The 15958-nt window shown below is 65.0% G+C and carries 18 protein-coding genes; 4 read left to right on the top strand and 14 right to left on the bottom strand.

The genetic code is table 11. The features are described 5' to 3' along the window. Positions 1 to 210 precede the first annotated feature (210 nt). The 8 genes from JHY01_RS20425 to JHY01_RS20390 are packed head-to-tail and all read right to left on the bottom strand — an operon-like array spanning position 211 to position 5367. The gene (locus JHY01_RS20425) at positions 211 to 945 is read right to left on the bottom strand and encodes a hypothetical protein (protein WP_205327537.1); all 735 of its coding nucleotides are present in this window, start codon (positions 943 to 945) and stop codon (positions 211 to 213) included. Next, entirely contained in the window at positions 942 to 2639 is a 1698-nt protein-coding gene (locus JHY01_RS20420) for a hypothetical protein (protein ID WP_205327536.1), read from the bottom strand. Before JHY01_RS20420 ends, JHY01_RS20425 begins: the two co-directional genes overlap by 4 nt. Beyond that, positions 2639 to 3112: a hypothetical protein gene (locus JHY01_RS20415; RefSeq protein ID WP_205327535.1), complete on the bottom strand. Its 474-nt coding sequence runs from the start codon at positions 3110 to 3112 to the stop codon at positions 2639 to 2641. The genes JHY01_RS20420 and JHY01_RS20415 overlap by 1 nt, the downstream gene beginning before the upstream one ends. A 15-nt stretch (positions 3113 to 3127) precedes the next feature. Continuing rightward, positions 3128 to 3703, bottom strand: a complete 576-nt coding sequence (locus JHY01_RS20410; RefSeq protein WP_205327534.1) for a hypothetical protein — start codon at positions 3701 to 3703, stop codon at positions 3128 to 3130. After that, positions 3700 to 4026 (bottom strand): hypothetical protein, encoded by a 327-nt coding sequence (locus JHY01_RS20405; RefSeq protein ID WP_205327533.1) that lies wholly within the window; start codon positions 4024 to 4026, stop codon positions 3700 to 3702. Before JHY01_RS20405 ends, JHY01_RS20410 begins: the two co-directional genes overlap by 4 nt. Beyond that, positions 4026 to 4721, bottom strand: coding sequence for a GGDEF domain-containing protein (locus JHY01_RS20400; RefSeq protein WP_205327532.1), 696 nt, complete (start codon positions 4719 to 4721; stop codon positions 4026 to 4028). Before JHY01_RS20400 ends, JHY01_RS20405 begins: the two co-directional genes overlap by 1 nt. Further along, a complete protein-coding gene (locus tag JHY01_RS20395; RefSeq protein ID WP_205327531.1) occupies positions 4718 to 5041 on the bottom strand; it encodes a hypothetical protein in 324 nt (107 codons plus the stop codon). Before JHY01_RS20395 ends, JHY01_RS20400 begins: the two co-directional genes overlap by 4 nt. Continuing rightward, positions 5041 to 5367, bottom strand: coding sequence for a WhiB family transcriptional regulator (locus JHY01_RS20390; protein WP_205327530.1), 327 nt, complete (start codon positions 5365 to 5367; stop codon positions 5041 to 5043). The genes JHY01_RS20395 and JHY01_RS20390 overlap by 1 nt, the downstream gene beginning before the upstream one ends. A 230-nt stretch (positions 5368 to 5597) precedes the next feature. Here JHY01_RS20390 and JHY01_RS20385 point away from each other — a divergent pair, with 230 nt between their 5' ends. The 3 genes from JHY01_RS20385 (at position 5598) to JHY01_RS20375 (ending at position 8516) form a co-directional block, all read left to right on the top strand. After that, positions 5598 to 6563, top strand: a complete 966-nt coding sequence (locus JHY01_RS20385; protein WP_205327529.1) for a helix-turn-helix transcriptional regulator — start codon at positions 5598 to 5600, stop codon at positions 6561 to 6563. A gap of 189 nt (positions 6564 to 6752) precedes the next feature. Further along, positions 6753 to 7976 carry a helix-turn-helix domain-containing protein gene (locus JHY01_RS20380; protein ID WP_205327528.1) on the top strand — a complete coding sequence of 408 codons (1224 nt, stop codon included), beginning with the start codon at positions 6753 to 6755 and terminating at the stop codon, positions 7974 to 7976. 27 nt (positions 7977 to 8003) lie between these two features. Next, a complete protein-coding gene (locus JHY01_RS20375; RefSeq protein ID WP_205327527.1) occupies positions 8004 to 8516 on the top strand; it encodes a UTRA domain-containing protein in 513 nt (170 codons plus the stop codon). On the opposite strand, the gene JHY01_RS20370 is transcribed toward JHY01_RS20375, so the two are convergent. Then, positions 8513 to 8713, bottom strand: coding sequence for a hypothetical protein (locus tag JHY01_RS20370; protein ID WP_205327526.1), 201 nt, complete (start codon positions 8711 to 8713; stop codon positions 8513 to 8515). The two genes, JHY01_RS20375 and JHY01_RS20370, sit on opposite strands and share 4 nt — an antisense overlap. Positions 8714 to 9689: 976 nt before the next feature. Here JHY01_RS20370 and JHY01_RS20365 point away from each other — a divergent pair. Then, positions 9690 to 10475, top strand: coding sequence for a helix-turn-helix domain-containing protein (locus JHY01_RS20365; protein ID WP_205327525.1), 786 nt, complete (start codon positions 9690 to 9692; stop codon positions 10473 to 10475). A gap of 915 nt (positions 10476 to 11390) precedes the next feature. On the opposite strand, the gene JHY01_RS20360 is transcribed toward JHY01_RS20365, so the two are convergent. The 5 genes from JHY01_RS20360 to JHY01_RS20340 all read right to left on the bottom strand — a co-directional run bounded on the left by JHY01_RS20360 (position 11391) and on the right by JHY01_RS20340 (position 15530). Beyond that, positions 11391 to 13331: a primosome assembly protein PriA gene (locus JHY01_RS20360; RefSeq protein WP_205327524.1), complete on the bottom strand. Its 1941-nt coding sequence runs from the start codon at positions 13329 to 13331 to the stop codon at positions 11391 to 11393. Positions 13332 to 13812: 481 nt separating this feature from the next. Then, positions 13813 to 14172, bottom strand: a complete 360-nt coding sequence (locus JHY01_RS20355; RefSeq protein ID WP_205327523.1) for a hypothetical protein — start codon at positions 14170 to 14172, stop codon at positions 13813 to 13815. A 66-nt stretch (positions 14173 to 14238) separates the two neighbouring features. Beyond that, positions 14239 to 14595 carry a hypothetical protein gene (locus JHY01_RS20350; protein WP_205327522.1) on the bottom strand — a complete coding sequence of 119 codons (357 nt, stop codon included), beginning with the start codon at positions 14593 to 14595 and terminating at the stop codon, positions 14239 to 14241. 198 nt (positions 14596 to 14793) lie between these two features. Then, positions 14794 to 15039 (bottom strand): hypothetical protein, encoded by a 246-nt coding sequence (locus JHY01_RS20345; RefSeq protein WP_205327521.1) that lies wholly within the window; start codon positions 15037 to 15039, stop codon positions 14794 to 14796. 62 nt (positions 15040 to 15101) lie between these two features. Beyond that, positions 15102 to 15530 (bottom strand): hypothetical protein, encoded by a 429-nt coding sequence (locus JHY01_RS20340; RefSeq protein ID WP_205327520.1) that lies wholly within the window; start codon positions 15528 to 15530, stop codon positions 15102 to 15104. Positions 15531 to 15958 lie beyond the last annotated feature (428 nt).

The following is a 15958-nucleotide window of genomic DNA, read 5'->3' as shown; positions in this document are numbered from 1 at the left end:
GAGTGGTCACGGTAGTTGCGATTCGGGCAGTGCCGAATCATCGGTGGTTTCAGGGTGGTAGCGGCAGGTGCATGCCGCTTTCGGGCAGCGCGATGGACCGCTTTCGATTGCAGTAGTTCGGGTTTCCAGGGACGGCCCCGAAAGGAAACGACTCGCTTATGATTCTATCGTTCCGAATAGGTTTGCGTAGCGGCCGATTTGGCGTCCGAATCAGGTCGCTGAGCCGGATTCCGAATCAGTGCCGTAAGGTTTCGGCGGTCGCTTTCCGATGACGTAAGCGGTCCGTGCGACTGTCACGTGGAACGTAAGCCAGGTCAAGAACCAGCCCAATCCCAGATGCCAGTTGAACTGGATCATCGTCATGTGCCAGCCGCCGCCGATAACAAACGCGCTCAACCAATGCGCGGGCCGCGAGTTCGCTTCCGAGTACAGGTATCCGGTAACGACCCCGGGCGATCCGATGCAGTTCCACCACCAGATACCGCCTTTCCGGAGCGCTCCATCTTTCTTGGTCCACGACGCGTTCTTCGAGTACTGGCCGCGTTCATAAATGGAGGGCTGCGCACGGTAGAACGCGTCCAGCGGGTTCCCGTACAGGTCCACGAGGGTGTCCCTGACCGTCCGCCGCGGCGCTGCAGGGGCCGTCTGCGGCTTGTCCTCGGCCGGGACCACAACCGGGTCACCCTCAGCGGGGCCGGGGACCACAATCGGCGTTGTGGTCTGTGGTGTTTCAGCGGGGGACGGCTCCGTGTGACCTGTGGGGCCGCCGTTGACGACGCGCCAGCCGTCCGGGTAGTTGTGGTGTGTGGTGCCGTTGGTGTCACCGTCCCCGCGGGCGTCGTGGCGAGCGCGGGGTACCGGACGTGCCGTGTCACGCCCGTCATCTGCGACGACGCTCGATACAGCGTTGTACGGCGTCCAGTTTGGATCGACATTCGAAGTCATCGAACTTTCACCTCGCTTTCAATCTGAGTGCGGGCCTTGCTGATCAACTGAGGCCCCTTCTTGCCTTTGGAGTTCTCGAACCCGAAGCGGATCTCAACGAACCGAGCGGACGGCTCACCTCCGGCTTTGAGTTCCGCGGCCAGCCAGGCGATAGCTGCCTGCTCGGCTTCCTGGAACGTCATCCCTGCGATCTCGGATTCGCTCACCTCAACAGGGATGACCGGTTCATACGCGGTCTCTCGGGACTTCTTCGGACCCGAAGTCTTAGAGGTAGGAACCGGCGTCTGCACGGGCAGCTCGAGCGTTTTCGGTTCGGCTACGACGGCGCGTCCCCGGGCCGTTTTCGGCGCAGCATCGGGAGGCGTTTCGGTCTTCGCAAGGCCGAGCTTCCGGATGCCTTTTCGGAACAGACCAGGCTCGGCTTGTCGTGACGTATTCGGTTCGCTTTCGTTCGCCGTTTCGGCACCGATCGAGGCGCGATATTCGGTGCGGACCTGACTGATGCGCTCCTGCCGTTCCGCTTCCGTTTCGGCGTCGATTTCGGCCTGACGAACCTGCTCGGTCCGTTCCCTTTCGGCTTCCATCTGCGCCCACATCCGATCAGCGCGGGCGTCATGGTCAACCTTCGCGCGCAGCAGCATTCGGATCTTGCGGGGGCTTGCCAGTCGGTAGTCGATTTCGGCGAACAGGGGGTTCTCTTCGAAGTCCCGTTCGGAGAAGCCGCGGAGGACTTTCTCAATGTGCCGGTCGTCTTCCTTGTCGAGCTTCGCGTCCCGTTCAGCGTCGAACTGCTGCTGCGCTTTCGCAAGCGAACCGTGGAGGCCAAGCGTTGCGTCCGCACCGGCGAGCTGCCACGCCCGGAACGTCAACGTCGGGTTGGTGATCCACCTGATCCCGTACATGGGACGCGTCAGCGCACGGCGGCCGTCAGCGCGGTCCGCTTCCCGCTTTTTGAACTCGGACCGGGACACGAACGAGACGAACGCGAGCGTGGACAGCAGGCCGTAAATGATCGCTTCGGCTTGCTTGCCCAGCCACCAGTGACCGACACCGTTGATGCCGATGACGATGGAAGCGACCGCGTACGCGATCGACAGCATGACGAGTCCGGCTTCGCCGGCAGCGCGGCGTTTCGCGGCTTCGCGGGCGAACTTGACTCCGGCGAGCTCGAGCGCGACGGAGAGCGGCCCGGCGATGTACGGCGGCAGGTGGAACAGTTCGGTGTACACGCCGTACTGGCCGTACAGCGCCCCGCCGAGGAACACGAGGTAGAACGCGGCGTCGATGATGTCGTCCGCGCGGTCGTCCTTAGATGCTTTCCGGCGCGCGGCGCGCGCGGTCTTCCGCGCTTCGGCCGCTGCGGCTTTGGCGGCGTTGGCGCGTGCGGCCCGGTCGACTTTCGCGTTCTCTTTCGCGATCTTCGCTTCCGCTCGGGCAAGGACGAAACCGGTCAGCCAGTTCGCGCGGCCATGCGGTTCGCTCTGGCCTGGGCCCGGCGCCGTGGAAGGAGCGTCGGGACTAGCCTGCTCGACCTCAGGGACCGGCTCTGCCTGGAGCGGTTCCGGTTCGGGCGCTTCAGCGGTCTCGTAGGAAACGCTGAGGCATTCGAAGCATCGACCCGCGCCGCGAGCGGTCTTGCACGTGGGGCACTGGTCGTCGTCGCCCACGTGGAGAGTGCTGTCAACGGTGGTCATCAGGTGGTTTCCTTTCCGGCGGCCAGCGACGCGTGCTCGGCAACCTGAGCCGCGTCGAGACTGGACTTCCGGGCCATGCCGATCACGGACGTCGCGGTCGCAGCAGCAACGAACCCGAACTGGACCAGGGGCGAGAGCGTGGCGAACTCGGCTTGGAACACATTGGCTCCCACGATCTGTGCCGTCATCACCGCGGCGCAGACCCATAGGCCCACGTCCCGGTAGGACACCAGCAGCGCGACAACAAGGGCGGCCGCCATGAGTCCGGTGATCACGGCGAACACTGCGAACACGGTTGCGGCGAGGTGCGGTTCGGGGTCGAACAGGGACAGGCCAAGGACGGTGACGGTCGAACTGGCAAGGAAGAGGAACGCCTGCCGGGAACGCTCGCGGCGACGCTCGATCGTGGTCCGCAGGACGGCCCGCGTCGCGAGGCGCGACACCATGGGGTCGGCGCCAGGGTATTCGTTCATGGGTGTCTCTCCCATCTAGGCAACGGCCAGAGGCCGGTAGGTCGGGTACGGGTCGGCGGGCGCGAGCGCCGGGGCGAGGTCAAGTTCGGCAAGTTCGGCCATGGAGATGTGCATGGCCATGGAGCCGCGGCCAGCAACGCGATGCGCGAGCGCCCGCTGGTGGGCTTCGTGCACGTCAGCCAGGAGCGCCCCGGGGGTGCGCCACGGCAGGAACGTCACGACACCGGTGTCGAGGTAGACGCATCTGCCGAATCCGGCGTCAACGCGGAGGTCGGCGTCGTCGACGTGTTCAAGGCCGTGGTGGTCCAGGAGGTACAGCCACTTCCCCGGTTCGCGACCTAGGGGAATGAGCGGGCCGTCAGCAACGCCGGAAAGCCAGTCGTGCGCGGCGTCAACGATGCGGGCCCGGCGGTCGGCTCCAAATCGGGGCATGCCGCGAGCGATCGTGATCGCCAGCCAGTGCATCGGATGGTCGGTGATGTCGTTCATGTCGCGGTCGTCTTCGTCTTGGACGGCACCCCACCAGAGCGCGTGCGCGGCAGGGTCGTCGTCGAGGAGGCCCCCGGCGATGCGGTCGTACACGGTAGTCACTGGTGGGCCTCCGCGCTGACGAGCTCGAGTTGCACGGGCTGTCCGAGGTACCACTCTTTGAGGAGCCGTGCGCCGTTCGAGTCCTGCACGGTCCGGCTGGCGTCGGCGAGGAACTGCCGGATGTGGTCGGTGAGTTCGTTGCTGGGCATGCGGATCTGCTTGCGGGCCCCTTCCAGGTGCGGTTTGGAGAGGCCGTGGCGCTCGACGTAGATCCACAGGCTGTGCATGTCGGCGCTGGCGAGGATGTCGACAGTGTTCTGCTGCCGCTCGGTGTCGTTCTTGGGCGCGGGCGGTTTGCCGTCCCACAAGTGCTGGTTCGCCATCACGCGGCCTCCGTTTCGTGGTGCCGCTGGTCACGGACACGGTGCAGGGGACGGTCCTGGACGTCGGCGCCGTTGATGGACGAGTGGATGACGAGGAAGCCTTTGACCTTTTTCGCTTCGTACATGGCGAGGTCAGCGGCGTGCTGCGTCGAAGCCAGCGGGACCCACGGGTTGTAGGCGGCGATGCCGATCGACATGGTGACGGTGACCGGTTCGATGGGACGTCCGTCCACTCCGTGGTCGACGCTGAACTTGAGGTCGTCGGCGTAGTGCGCGGTGTTGATTCCGTCCAGGCCCGCACCGCTGAGGAGGAGGCCGAACTCGTCGCCGCCGAGGCGTGCGATGCAGTCGTCCCTGTGTGCCAGTTCAGCCAGGCGGGCACCCGCGGCCTGGATGACGAGGTCGCCGAAAGCGTGCCCGTAGTTGTCGTTGATCGACTTGAAGTTGTCCAGGTCGACGACGCCCACCCAGTAGTCGCGCGAGTCGCCGTCTTGGACGCGGTGCTGGAGTTCGGCGGCGGCTTCGTCGAAGCCTTTCCTGTTCAACAGGTCCGGGCACAGGTCGTCGTGGATGCGCTCGTGTTCGAGCTGGGCCACGTACTCCTGGAGGTTCACGATCTGGTCTGCGAGCATGGCCCTGTCGTCCAGGTTCCGCCAGCGGCGCTTGCGTCGCTCGGTGCGGTTGGCGATCATCATTTGGTGTCACCGCCGATCAGGGACTCAGGGTCGGCGCCGGCGGCGATCGCGGCGTAGGCGTTCTTCAGGTCAGCGCCGAACTTGCCGGCGACGACAGTGCCGGTGTCCTTCTTGATTGCGGCCCCGAGGAGGCAGCGGACGGCGGCCGGGCATCCGGCGCACAGGGCCTGCGCGTGTTCGCGGTCGGCGGCGCGCTCGTTGGCGGTGCGGTCTTTGACGTCGGGAGCGGTCCAGTCGTTGGCGTCCGTTCCGGGTTTGAGGCAGTTGGCGTCTTCCCAGTAGGCGCTGATGGTGAGGTCGCGGAGGTCGAGAATGTCCATTACGCGGCCACCGCCATTTCGGCATCGAACGCTTCCTCGTCGAACGGGTCGAACAGAAATTCGACACCGCCCCTGAGCTTCTTGCGTTCCTGGGGAGTCGTGCCGCCCCAGATGCCGTGCTGCTCTTCACGGTCGAGGGCGGCTCGCAGGCATGCCTCTTTGAGGGGGCACACGGCGCAGTGGTGTTTCGCTTCCTCGACCTGGCGGATGTAGTCCTCGAGTTCGGTCGGGGAGAGCTTCTCGGGCTTGTCGGCCGGGTAGAACAGCTCCGGGTCAGCGTCGTGGCAAGCCTTGAGGCCTTCATAATTGCGGGTAGGACGCGACATCGGCACTCCTTTCACGGGTGTAGTGCTGGTGTTGGTGTCCGGGAGATGCCCCGGTTCGTGTTGCTGCACGGCCGGGGCTTCGTGGTTCCCGGAACCAAGCATGACGTTGTTATCGCGATAAGTCAAGATGTTATCGAGATAAGTTATGATCGTGTTGAGGGATACCGCGATAGCGGCGAGGTAAGGGTGGACATGTGAGCGTGTTGCGAGCTAACTCGCCAGGTGAGACCATGGCGGTGCACGTGCCGCGCCTGACCGACCACCGGCGGCACTGGAACGTGCCGCGACCAGGCTCGTCACCCAGACCGCCGAACAAGGATGTTGATGCCATGAACTCGCCGTCACCGGTAACCCTCGCGCTGCAGGACCCAGGTGGGGTTGCGGAACGTTTGCGAATCCTTCGTGACGGCACCGGCATGACCAACCGCGAGTTCGCTGTCGCGTCAGGCCTGTCCGAGCAGAAGACATCGAAACTGGCTGCAGGCCGTCAACGTCCGACGAAAGACGACATTGCTGCGTGGGTGCGGGCCTGCAAGGCAGACCAGGCTGTCGCTGAAGAACTGCATGCGCTGGTTGCCAAGCTTCCTTCGCGAACCCGATCGCGCCCTGCACGGCTCCCTCGATCGCCAGTGGACCGGTTCCGGGAGCGCACCCGTCTTACAAGGGCATCAACGTGGATCCGGTCGTTGCAGGTCGTCATCGTGCCCGACATGTTGCAAATCCCCGACTACACGAAGGCAGTGGCCCCCAGTCTGTTCCTGGGGCGGGACCTGGCCGATGAGGACGTGGAAGCGGTCGTTGCCGAGAACCTGGCCCGTCAGCAGATGCTGTACGAACCGGGCCGCCGGTTCGACTTCGTCCTCCACGACCCCATGTTCATGCACCTGGTCGGCAGTCCCGGGCTCATGTTGAGCCAGTGGGACCGGGTGAAGCAGCTCGCGGGGGCGCCGACAGTCCGGCTCGGGGTGATCCCCGGTGACCGGCCGCTGCGGGTCATGCCCAAAGTGCCGTTCAGTCTGTTCGACGACGTTGGTGTTGAGGAGACTATGGGCGCGGACGTTCGCGTGGAAGGCCCGAACGTGAACGTGCTCCGTCAAGCTATGGAGCTGTCATGGGCTGACGCGCTGGAAGGTGCGCCGGCGCTGGAACTTTTTGTTTGGGCCATGGCGCGGCTCCGGTCGCTCCAGTCGGACTGACCGGAGCCGCGCCATGGCAAGTCACACTGTGGAGTTCTCAACGCCAGGGTTCTCGCGTGCGTCCGCTGAGTCCGGCACCAGGTCCCTGCGCGTGTCAGCGGGAACTGGTGGAAACGTATGGCCGTTCGAGAGAACCCAGTGCCACAATCTGTGGCACCTTGGACTGGAATCGTCAGGAGACTGTTAGGCATGAGAGGCCAAGCACCTTCCCTGACCATCGGCGAACGCGTCCGGTACTTCCGTGAACGCCGCGGCTTGAGCCGCCTGCAGCTCGCCGGCTTGTGCGGTTTCGCGAACGCGAACTCGATCCGCCACTGGGAGGACGGCTCCCGCGCACTGACGAACATCGACACGATCCGCACGATCGCGCAGAAGCTCCATGTGTCCCTCGGTGAACTCCTCGACGATCAAGATGTGAGCACCGCCGAGAACGGGTCAGTGGCCGACGCTGTCCCCGGCATTCGTGCGGCCCTGGTCGACTGGCGGTCCCGGTTCCCTCGAGTTGATGTGGAAACGCCGCTGCCGCTGGGGCAACTGGCTGAGCTGACCGACAACGTGTGGCGCGACTACCAGGACTCGAAGTATGAGCGGATGCACAAGCGGCTTCCGGAGCTTCTGGCGGCGACCGGCGCTGCCGTGCGCGCCTCCCGTGGCGCGGAACGCCGTTCAGCACAGCGGCTCGCCGCGTCAGCGCATCAACTGTCGGCCGTGTTCTTGACGAAGGTCGGCCAGGCCGACTTGGCGCTCCTTGCCGCCAACCGCGGGCTCGACCTCGCCTACGAAGCAGACGACGCAGCGGCGATCGCCGCGTTGTACCGGTCGAACGGGCACACGATGATGGCTGTCGGCGACTTCGAAGGCGCGGCGGCCTTGTGCGAACATGCCGCGATCCAGTTGCAGCCGCAGTTGATGCGCGGGGACGCTTCCGGGCTCGACTTGTCCATGTGGGGCATGCTGTGGCTCGTCGCATCGCTCGGCGCCGCGCGGTCGCAGGACCGTGCGCAAGCGACCGCGTTCTTGTCCGAAGCGAACCGTGCCGCCGGCAGGCTCGGCGCTGACGCGAACTGGGGCTACTCGGCGTTCGGACCGTCGAACGTCGTCATTCACCAGGTCGCTGCCGAAGCGGAGATGGGCAACCCGCAGCGGGCCATCGTGCTCGGCGAAGCGCTCGACACGACCAGCCTTCCGACTGAACGTCGCGCCCGGCACAGTTTCGAGCTCGCGCGCGCGAAAGCTGACACTGGTGACATGTCCGGAGCTGTAGTGACACTGCTGGAAACGGAAACGTTCGCTGCTGAGCAAGTTCGCGGGCATGTGATCCCACGTGAAATCGTCCGGCAGGCACTGCGAAATGCAGGCACGCGCCGTGATGTGCTTGATCTTGCCGCGCGCATGGGCGTCGGCACGCTCTAACCGACAGAACAACAGGAAGGAACGACTATGAGTGAGAAATTGCTGCGTCGCACGATCGGCGGCCGGAAAACTCCCGCGGACCAGCGCGGCGTGTACGCCGACGCGGAAGTGACGTTGGAGGTGCAGGACCTCTCCCGGAGGGCCCCGTCGGCGCGGGCTGCCGCCGCGTTGGGTGTTACTGCGTCGCAGGAGGTGCTGACGCGGTTCCGAGTTCAGGCGGTCGACGGGGTGCGTGTCCAGATCGCGGCCACGTACTTTCCGGACAAGGTCGCTGAGGCGCTGCCGGTGCTCGCGGAAGCGAACACGGGCGCTGGCGGGTTCCTCGCACGTCTGGAAGAGGCAGGACATGAACTTGACGTGGCCCGAAGCGTGATCGACGCCGTGAACGCCGACGCTGCGACCGCGGCCGCGCTCGCCGTCGACGAGGGCACGGCACTGATCCGTGAGGTGTGGACGGTGAAGGACACCGCGTCCGGTGAGGTCCTGGCCGCCACTGAGAACTTGGCTGTGGGCGGCCTCGTCGAGTACGTGCTCGACTAACGGAGCCGGGTCATGGGTCTTGAGGACACGAAGGACGAGTTCGAGTACGTCCGGTACCTGCGCAGCCGCTCTGATGCGGGCCCTGCGTTGACGATCGACGAGTGGCGTTCGGCCCGGTCGGCTGCGGCCCGGTCGAAGTCGTTCCGGACGGCTCGTCCACTGAGGCCGCGGGTGAACGCGAAGCGCTTGCGGCGCAACCGCGCAACCTAGCACAACGGGCCGAGTCCGGGAGGCTTGCCACCTCAAATCCGGACTCGGCCCGTGTAAACGGATCACAACTGTGTAAGATCAGCAGTCAAGATCCACTTGAAGACAAAAGTTAATCCCGCTCGGCCTGAGTGATTTGGCGGTCATCGGCCTGACGGGATTGCAACCTGAACCGACCGGAAGGAGGTCCCTGTTGTCATCCAGCGTACATGACGCTGCCCCGGCACGTCACACGGTCTACCGGTTTTCTCCTCGGACCTCCGCACAGCAGCCGTCGAAAGTTCACCGCGTGAACTATCGGGCCGTGCAGCCGGGAGTGCTTTCAGCGGCGTTCACACCAGTCAATGCGCGTGTCGCCTTGTCTGGCAAGCAAACGTGCACGGTCCTCAAAAACGGACACGGAAGCCTGAACGAGCTGGTGGATGTGTATGCTGTGCTGACTGTAAGCAAAGAAAAAGAGCGGGGTCGCTTTGGCCGGCAGTCCCCGCTCAATTCCTTGAGATCCTTCGCAAGAAGGTTGTTCAACCCCCGCGAAGGGAGGTCTTATGTCTGCCAGCGTACATGACGTTGCCGTGCGACGTCGATGCAACCCGACAGGTTTCCGCATGTCGTGCGCCTCACGTGCCTCACGTGCCGCACGTGTCACCGCGGCAAAGCCCGTGCAATGCATTGCTCATGTCTCGCTTCAGCGTTCGATCTTCACGCGCCCACATGACGTTGCCTCGCGCGACGTTCAGGGGACGGTTGCGAACCGTCCTGCCACTGTGCTGCCAGTGCGTTCTTCCTTGCGTTCGCTCCACGTGAGCGCGCGGAAGGCGACTGGATCTATCCGAGAAACACGTGAGGGCTGGTGCGTCAACACCAGCCCTCGGGAAGTTGCGGACCGAGCATCCGCGAACTCTTCTACGTTCGAGTCGCCATGCTACAGGGTCGGCAACTTCCACGTCAACCGATGTGGAGAAAGCCATGACCGACACCACGGAGACGGGCGTGGGCCTGCCCGACACGCTCTTCTACAACACCGGATTCTTCGAAGCGAGCGGCCGTGGCGACGCTGAGCCGCTAGACGCTCCGCCGGCGAAACCTGCGAACGGTTATTCAGGCCCGGCGCCTCGTCAACCTGCCGACGACAGCGAAGAAATGCACACGGTGGTGCTCGAGGAGCGCCGGTACAACTTCCGGCAGCTTCCCGACCACGTCCTGTGGCATCCGGACCTGGTTCCTGGCGAGGTGCTGTTCTACGCCAAGCTCATGTACTTCGCGGCCGGACGCGGGTACTGCACGTACTCCGTGCCGTTCATGGCGGCGGCGTGCAAGGTCTCGGACCGCTCGATCCAGAACTACGAAAGCCACCTGGAGGAGCTCGGCCTGCTCAAGCGGAAATTCCGCAAGAGCGAGAGCAACGACAAGAAGAACGAGAACAACGTGCTGAAGGTCGTTCAGGAGCCTGAGGAGGAACCAGCGCACGCGTTCCGGCATAAGGACGTAGTGGCGTCGGTGAAGGCTGAGCTGGTGCGCCGCCGCGAGGAGAAGGCCGAGAAGGAGCGCGAGAAGAAGACGCAAGGCGCTTCGGGAGCGAAGCCCCGCAAGGGCCGTTCGAGCAAACCTACGAAGTTAGCGGCTGGTCTTAGGGCCCGCAGTCGACCAACGTCGACTGCGGGCCTTTTGCTGTGCCTGCGGCGGACCGTGGGCATGGGTGCTTATGCCGGACCGACAGCGGACGAGGTGGTGCCTCGCTGGCCCCACTGCTAGATGGTGGAGAAATCTCGTCGACGCAACTCCATCCGCAGGCTGCCGTGGAGGCTCGCACGTTCGCAGCTCAACCTGGTGGTGAAACTCGTTGCACCAGGGTCTCGATGGGTGGTGCATTCAGTTTCACCACCCTGGTGAAGTGGATTTCACCAGGGATTCGAGCGTGGTGAAACCGAGTTCACCACCCTGGTGCAATGAGATGCACCAGGGTGGTGCATCTGATTTCACCAGGCATCAAATGGGTGGTGAAATTGGTTGCACCAGGGGTCTGCGGGCGGAATCTCGGGTGGTGAAACTGGTTGCACCAGGGGGTGGTGCATCCGGTTTCACCAGGCCTGGTGAAGCTCGTTGCACCAGGGGGTGGTGCAGTCAGTTGCACCAGGGGGTGGTGAAACTGGCTTCACCCAATAAAGGAGATAGGGACCTTGGTAGGAGATAGGGATCTTGAACTCAGATAGGAACTGAAAGACATAGGGATCTTGAGTCAGTAGGTTGCGGTCGGTGTTGACCCTCGGAACGGTCGAGGCGACGTGGATTGCGGCCCACAAGATTCCTGACGAAGAAGTTGGTAGAGGAGTCCTCCCGGGCCACCGTCCCGGGCCACAGACCGCGCGCGAGGGCGTTCCGGCTTGCGGCTGGACAGAACGTTTCGAGCGTTTTTGCAGGTGATCGGGCCTGTGTCGACGGTGCGATGTGCGCACTCAGTTCGAACACGCGAGGGGTCTCGCCTTGGCTTTTACAGCCGTCATTTCAGGGGCCTAGAGCAGCCGCTGAGGCACGAACAACGCGCGGAGGCAACCAGGGACGGGTTAAGCGGTAGCGAGCCTCTGAAGGCCGTCTGCGCCTTGACTGTTCGGCGATGCTGCGGTCGCATTGCCCACGATGGTCACCGTCGTGACCGCATCACGTGTTCGATCAGGTGATGGTAAGCGGGTCGAGTCGGACACTGATGCCTCTGCGGTGTTCAGCCGTCCACGTGCTCCGCGCTACTGCGAGCGCTTCCGCGAGAGCGAGCCCCTTCGCGCGGTCGACACGAACGAGCAGCTGCTCAGTGTCATCGCTTGCAGGGAACGGCCCGAGGAGGTCAGCGCCGAGGTGCTCGGGGATGGTCTTCGCAGCGATGTCAGTGTTTCCGATGGGTCCGGTGATCGCCGCCCATCGTGCCGCGGGAGGGAAACCAAGCTCGGCACGTTCAGCAAGTTCCCGTTCCGCGAACCAACCGGCATCCCAGCGCGCGAGAGCTTGCACTTGGGGTAGTGACTCGTCGGCGACGACCGCGACGGCGGCTTTGGGTGCTGCGAGCGCGGCGGCGTTCATCCACTGCCGGACGACTTGCTCGCTGGCGTTCCATTTCGTTCCGCTCAACTGCACCCAGGCATCGAGGAGGATGACGGCACCGTACCCGCCAGGGACGGACGGTTCCGCGCCCGGGGTGGCGACTACGACGGCGGGACGGTCGGGTGTGTCCGTGAGGCGGTGCTCCCCGGTCGATTCGACCACGGTCGCGTCGGGGAAGGCGCGCTTCAGTTCCCACGCGGTGCGTTCAGTGCCGATAACGGTGGCGGACAGGTGCGGTGCACCGCAGGCGGGGCAGCCGTTGCCTGCGTCCGTGCGGTGGCATGTGGTGCAACTGGGTGCAGTCCGGTTGTTCGTTCGGGCGAGCGTGCCGCCGCATGCGGGGCACGTGGCGCGTGTGCGGCAGGCGCGGCAGAACAGGAGGGGAATGTAGCCCGTGCGTGGGACTTGCACGAGGACGGCCCGTCCGGCTGCCAGCGCGGTCTTCGCGGCTTTCCACGCGAACGTGGGGATGCGTGTGTTCGTGCCGTCGCTGGCGAGGTGCGCGTCAGATCCGGTGGCGAGCACCCGCAGGCCTTGCGGTCCGCGTGCGGCGGGCGTGATCGCTTGCGCCCAACCGGTTTCGACGAGTTGGTGTGCTTGCGGTGTGCGTGCGTTGCCGCCGATGAGGGCAGCGGCGCCGACGAGGTGCGCTCGGGTGAGGAGCATGTCGCGGGCGTGCGGGTAGGGCTGGCGTTGTTCGATGTGGGCGATGTCGCCGTCGTCCCAGATGGCGACGAGCCCGAGGTCGGTGACTGGTGTGAGCGCGGCGGAGCGGGTGCCGGCGACGATGAGGACGTCACCGCGGACGGCTTTGAGATAGGCGGCGTATCGGGGTGTTGAGCCCATGCTCGAGGTGAGGGTGACGTGGCGGCCGCGGCCGAGCAGCTTGGTGAGTGCCGCATCGAGGAGCGTCAGGCGGGCTTGGTCGGGGACGATGAGCACTGCGGCTTTCCCTGCGGCGGCGCTGGTTGCGGCGGCTTCAGCGAAGCGTTCGGCCCAGTTTTCAGCGGGCCTCGTGTTCCATACGGCCCGGGGGTTCTTGCCAGCGTGGAGAGCGGCGAGGAACGCGGGCCCGCGCGTGTAGGCGTCCCATGCGGCGGGTTTCGGTGCGGTGACAGGGAGGGGGCTTGTCGTGTTGTCGCGTTCGGGTTTGATCCGCCGCTCGGGCACGGTGAGGTCGAGCATGTCGCCGAGCGTCCCGGCGTACCGGTCGGCGATGGCGCTGGCGGCGCGAATGGTTTCGCTCGTGAGGACGGGGACGGGTGACACGAGCTCGGCGATGGCCGGAAGTGTCATGTCGTCCTCGGCCGCGGGCCGGATGGCGGTGACGTAGCCGGTGCGTACGGTGCCTCGTCCGAATCGAGCTTTGATGCGGCAGCCGATAGCGGTGTCTGCAGCGAGCTCGGGTGGGATCTGGTATTCGCGGGTGCCGGTGTGGTGGAACGGGAGGTTGTCGAAGGCGACGGTGGCGACCAGGGCGGTGGCGGGAGGTGCCGGGGCGGTGGTCGGGGAGGCCATGGATTCATGATCGCACAGACCGCGCCCAGGGTGTTGTGTCAGCGTTTCGTGTTGGCGTGGAGGCGGTCGGGGTTCCGATGGCAGGGGCCGTGTCGTGATGATGCCCGCCGGACACTGTGGAGACGCGTTTTCCCTGGTGGGAGGCTTACCTTGGGGGTGGTGTCCATGTTCGCTGCTGTGCGGTGCCTGTTGACGCTGGTGGGAGGCTCGCCATGGTGCCTGCTGCGCATCGAGGTTGTCGGTGCCTGTGTGGACTGGCTGGGGATGCCTGGCGATCGTATCGTCGCGGCCGCGGGCACGTCAATGCGTGCGTGTGGCGGTGGGAGAAGCGGCTCCGGGGCGCGTGTTGCGTTATCGTTGTCGGCGCCCCGGTCTGCGCGAGAGGCGTCAGATACGCCGTTCGTTGTTTGTCCGTGAGCAGGCCGGGGCGCCATGCTCCACTCCCCCAGCCACTCATTTCGTGTCGCCAGCGCGGGCGTGGTTACCGGGCTGTGGTGAGCACCGCTGGCGCGGTTTCGTCGCCGAGCAGCCACCGGATGAGTCGAGTGAGCGTCGCGGGAGCGGTGCGGCCGTTGGCGCGGCACACGCCCTGGAACTCCTCCCAAAGGGCTGGCGGGAGCATGAAGCTCGTGTGCGTCGGAGCGCCGGCGACGGTTGGCCGGGCCGGCGGCGGGTCCGCGGGCGCCAGTTCCGGGCCGTAGCCCAGGTGTGCGCGGATGAGCGCGGCCGCAAGTTCGGACCGAGTGCATGACCGCCAGGCGGCCTCTTCGGTGAGATGCGCTGACAAGCGCGTGTTCATGCGGACGTTGACGCGCATCGTGGTGGTGCCGGTGGTGGTCATGAGCGGGTGGCTCCAAAGGGTTCGGTGCGCGGCGGCCGGGCGGCCCGGCTGCCGCGGATGCTGGTGTCAGTGGTCATGGTCAGCGATTGCGGCGAGTTCGTCAATGGTGCGCGTTCCGGGGACGTCCCGCTCGAACGTGCATGCGGCGGCCAGGCAGGCGATGTGGACGGCCGGGTCGGGGATCCACCATTCGCTGGGTTCGCTCAGGTCGGGTGTGATGGTCAAGTTCGGGTCGACCGTAGCGGGGTTCGTGTCGTGCCAGGCGGCGACGTCGGCCAGGCGGACGTCTCCGGCGTCAGTGAACGCGGCCGTCCAATCGCATGCGGTGCATGCGAGGCGCAGCCATGGGACCGGGGAGGCGGACGCACCTGGCGGTGCCTGCCACGTCCCGGGTTCGACGGTCACGGTGTGGTGAGCGGTCATTGTGTGCAGCGTTCCTTCGGGTTGCCAGCGCGGGAGGTGGGCGGCCCGGAAGGGCGTGGCCTTCCGGGCCGGTGTGGTGTTACGCCGTGTCGGTGGCGGCAGTGAGTCAGTCCGCCAGGTCGTGTTTTGGCGTCGGTGACCACGGGAGTGGTCAACGGTTCGGCAGTCCGATGACTGCCGAACCGGCTCAGGTGTGGCTTAGTAGTCCTCGTCCCAGGTCTCACCGGCGTATGTCGGGTCGAACCATGCGGGCGGGTGTGGCGTGTCCGGCCAGCGCTTGAGGATCGGGGCCATGCGGTCGCAGTAGGCGTCGTAGTGGAACGTGCAGCGGGCGTACGTGTAGCCGGAGCCTGACAGGGCGTCGTATTCGTGAACGGGGCCTTGGCAGGGGCCGTATTCGTACGCGGTGTTCGCGTCAATGCAAACGAGAGCGGTTGCGGCCATGGGGTGGTCTCCGTTCATCGGTGAGGGAGCGGCGGCCGGTTGGTGACCGGCCGCCGCAGTCGTTAGTAGAAGTTCGCCGAGCGGCGGGTGTATGCGTCGTCGTCAGCGTCGGCGAGCGCGACCGGGCATTCGTCCGCGTGAGCGGCAAGCACCCAGAGCCACGGCTCGCGTGCCGACTCCTGCGCGATCACTTCGGTTTCGCATGCGGCGACGAGCCGCAGGGTGACGTGCGCGAGGTGTTCGGTGGTGAGTGTCGGGTTGCGTGGGTCGCGGCATGTGCGGTGGTCGGCTTCAGAGGCCCGGTTCCCCAGGGCCTCGCGGAAGACGATCGCGGCGGCCTCTTCAGGGTCGAACCGGCCGCAGTCGTCGCAGAGTCCGTACGGGTATTCGCTCGCGAGGTAGTCGAACACCCAGGCTGTCGCGAACGCTTCGGGTTCGGTGACCGTGGGCGGCTGGTAGGTGCCGTACGCGTAGGTCGTGTTTGCCCACATGTACCCGGGGAGGGCCCGGGGTTTGCCAGCGCGACGCTGTCGCGGTGCGGTTGCGTGTTGCGTAACCATTCGTAGTTCCCCTGTTGAATTGTCAAACAACGGTGCTTGCTTTAGGTCAATACTGTCGTGTCATACCCACAATCGCAAACGGAAACGGGGCATTTGAATGAGTTGTAGTCGAGCTGTTGTCAAGGTAGTCAAGTAAGCCAATGAGATCCATAATGTTCTATGAAATGGGACTCTGAACTGCGACGATAGGCACTTCATTAGCTGGAACTGTTTTTGATATCGCGCTTGTCGTGACTTGACAACGTCTCGACTACAACTCTCAGAATTGAATGCAATTGCCTTCATTCGTGGTTATGCTTAAGGCTCACGGACAAACACGAATGGAGCAATCCCCAGTGATGAAGCAAACCTCAGCAGCC

Source organism: Glycomyces sp. YM15 (assembly GCF_016918015.1).
Lineage (GTDB): Bacteria > Actinomycetota > Actinomycetes > Mycobacteriales > Micromonosporaceae > Glycomyces.
The sequence above is the reverse complement of the archived record's forward strand: the minus strand, read 5'-3'. Positions and strand labels throughout refer to the sequence as shown.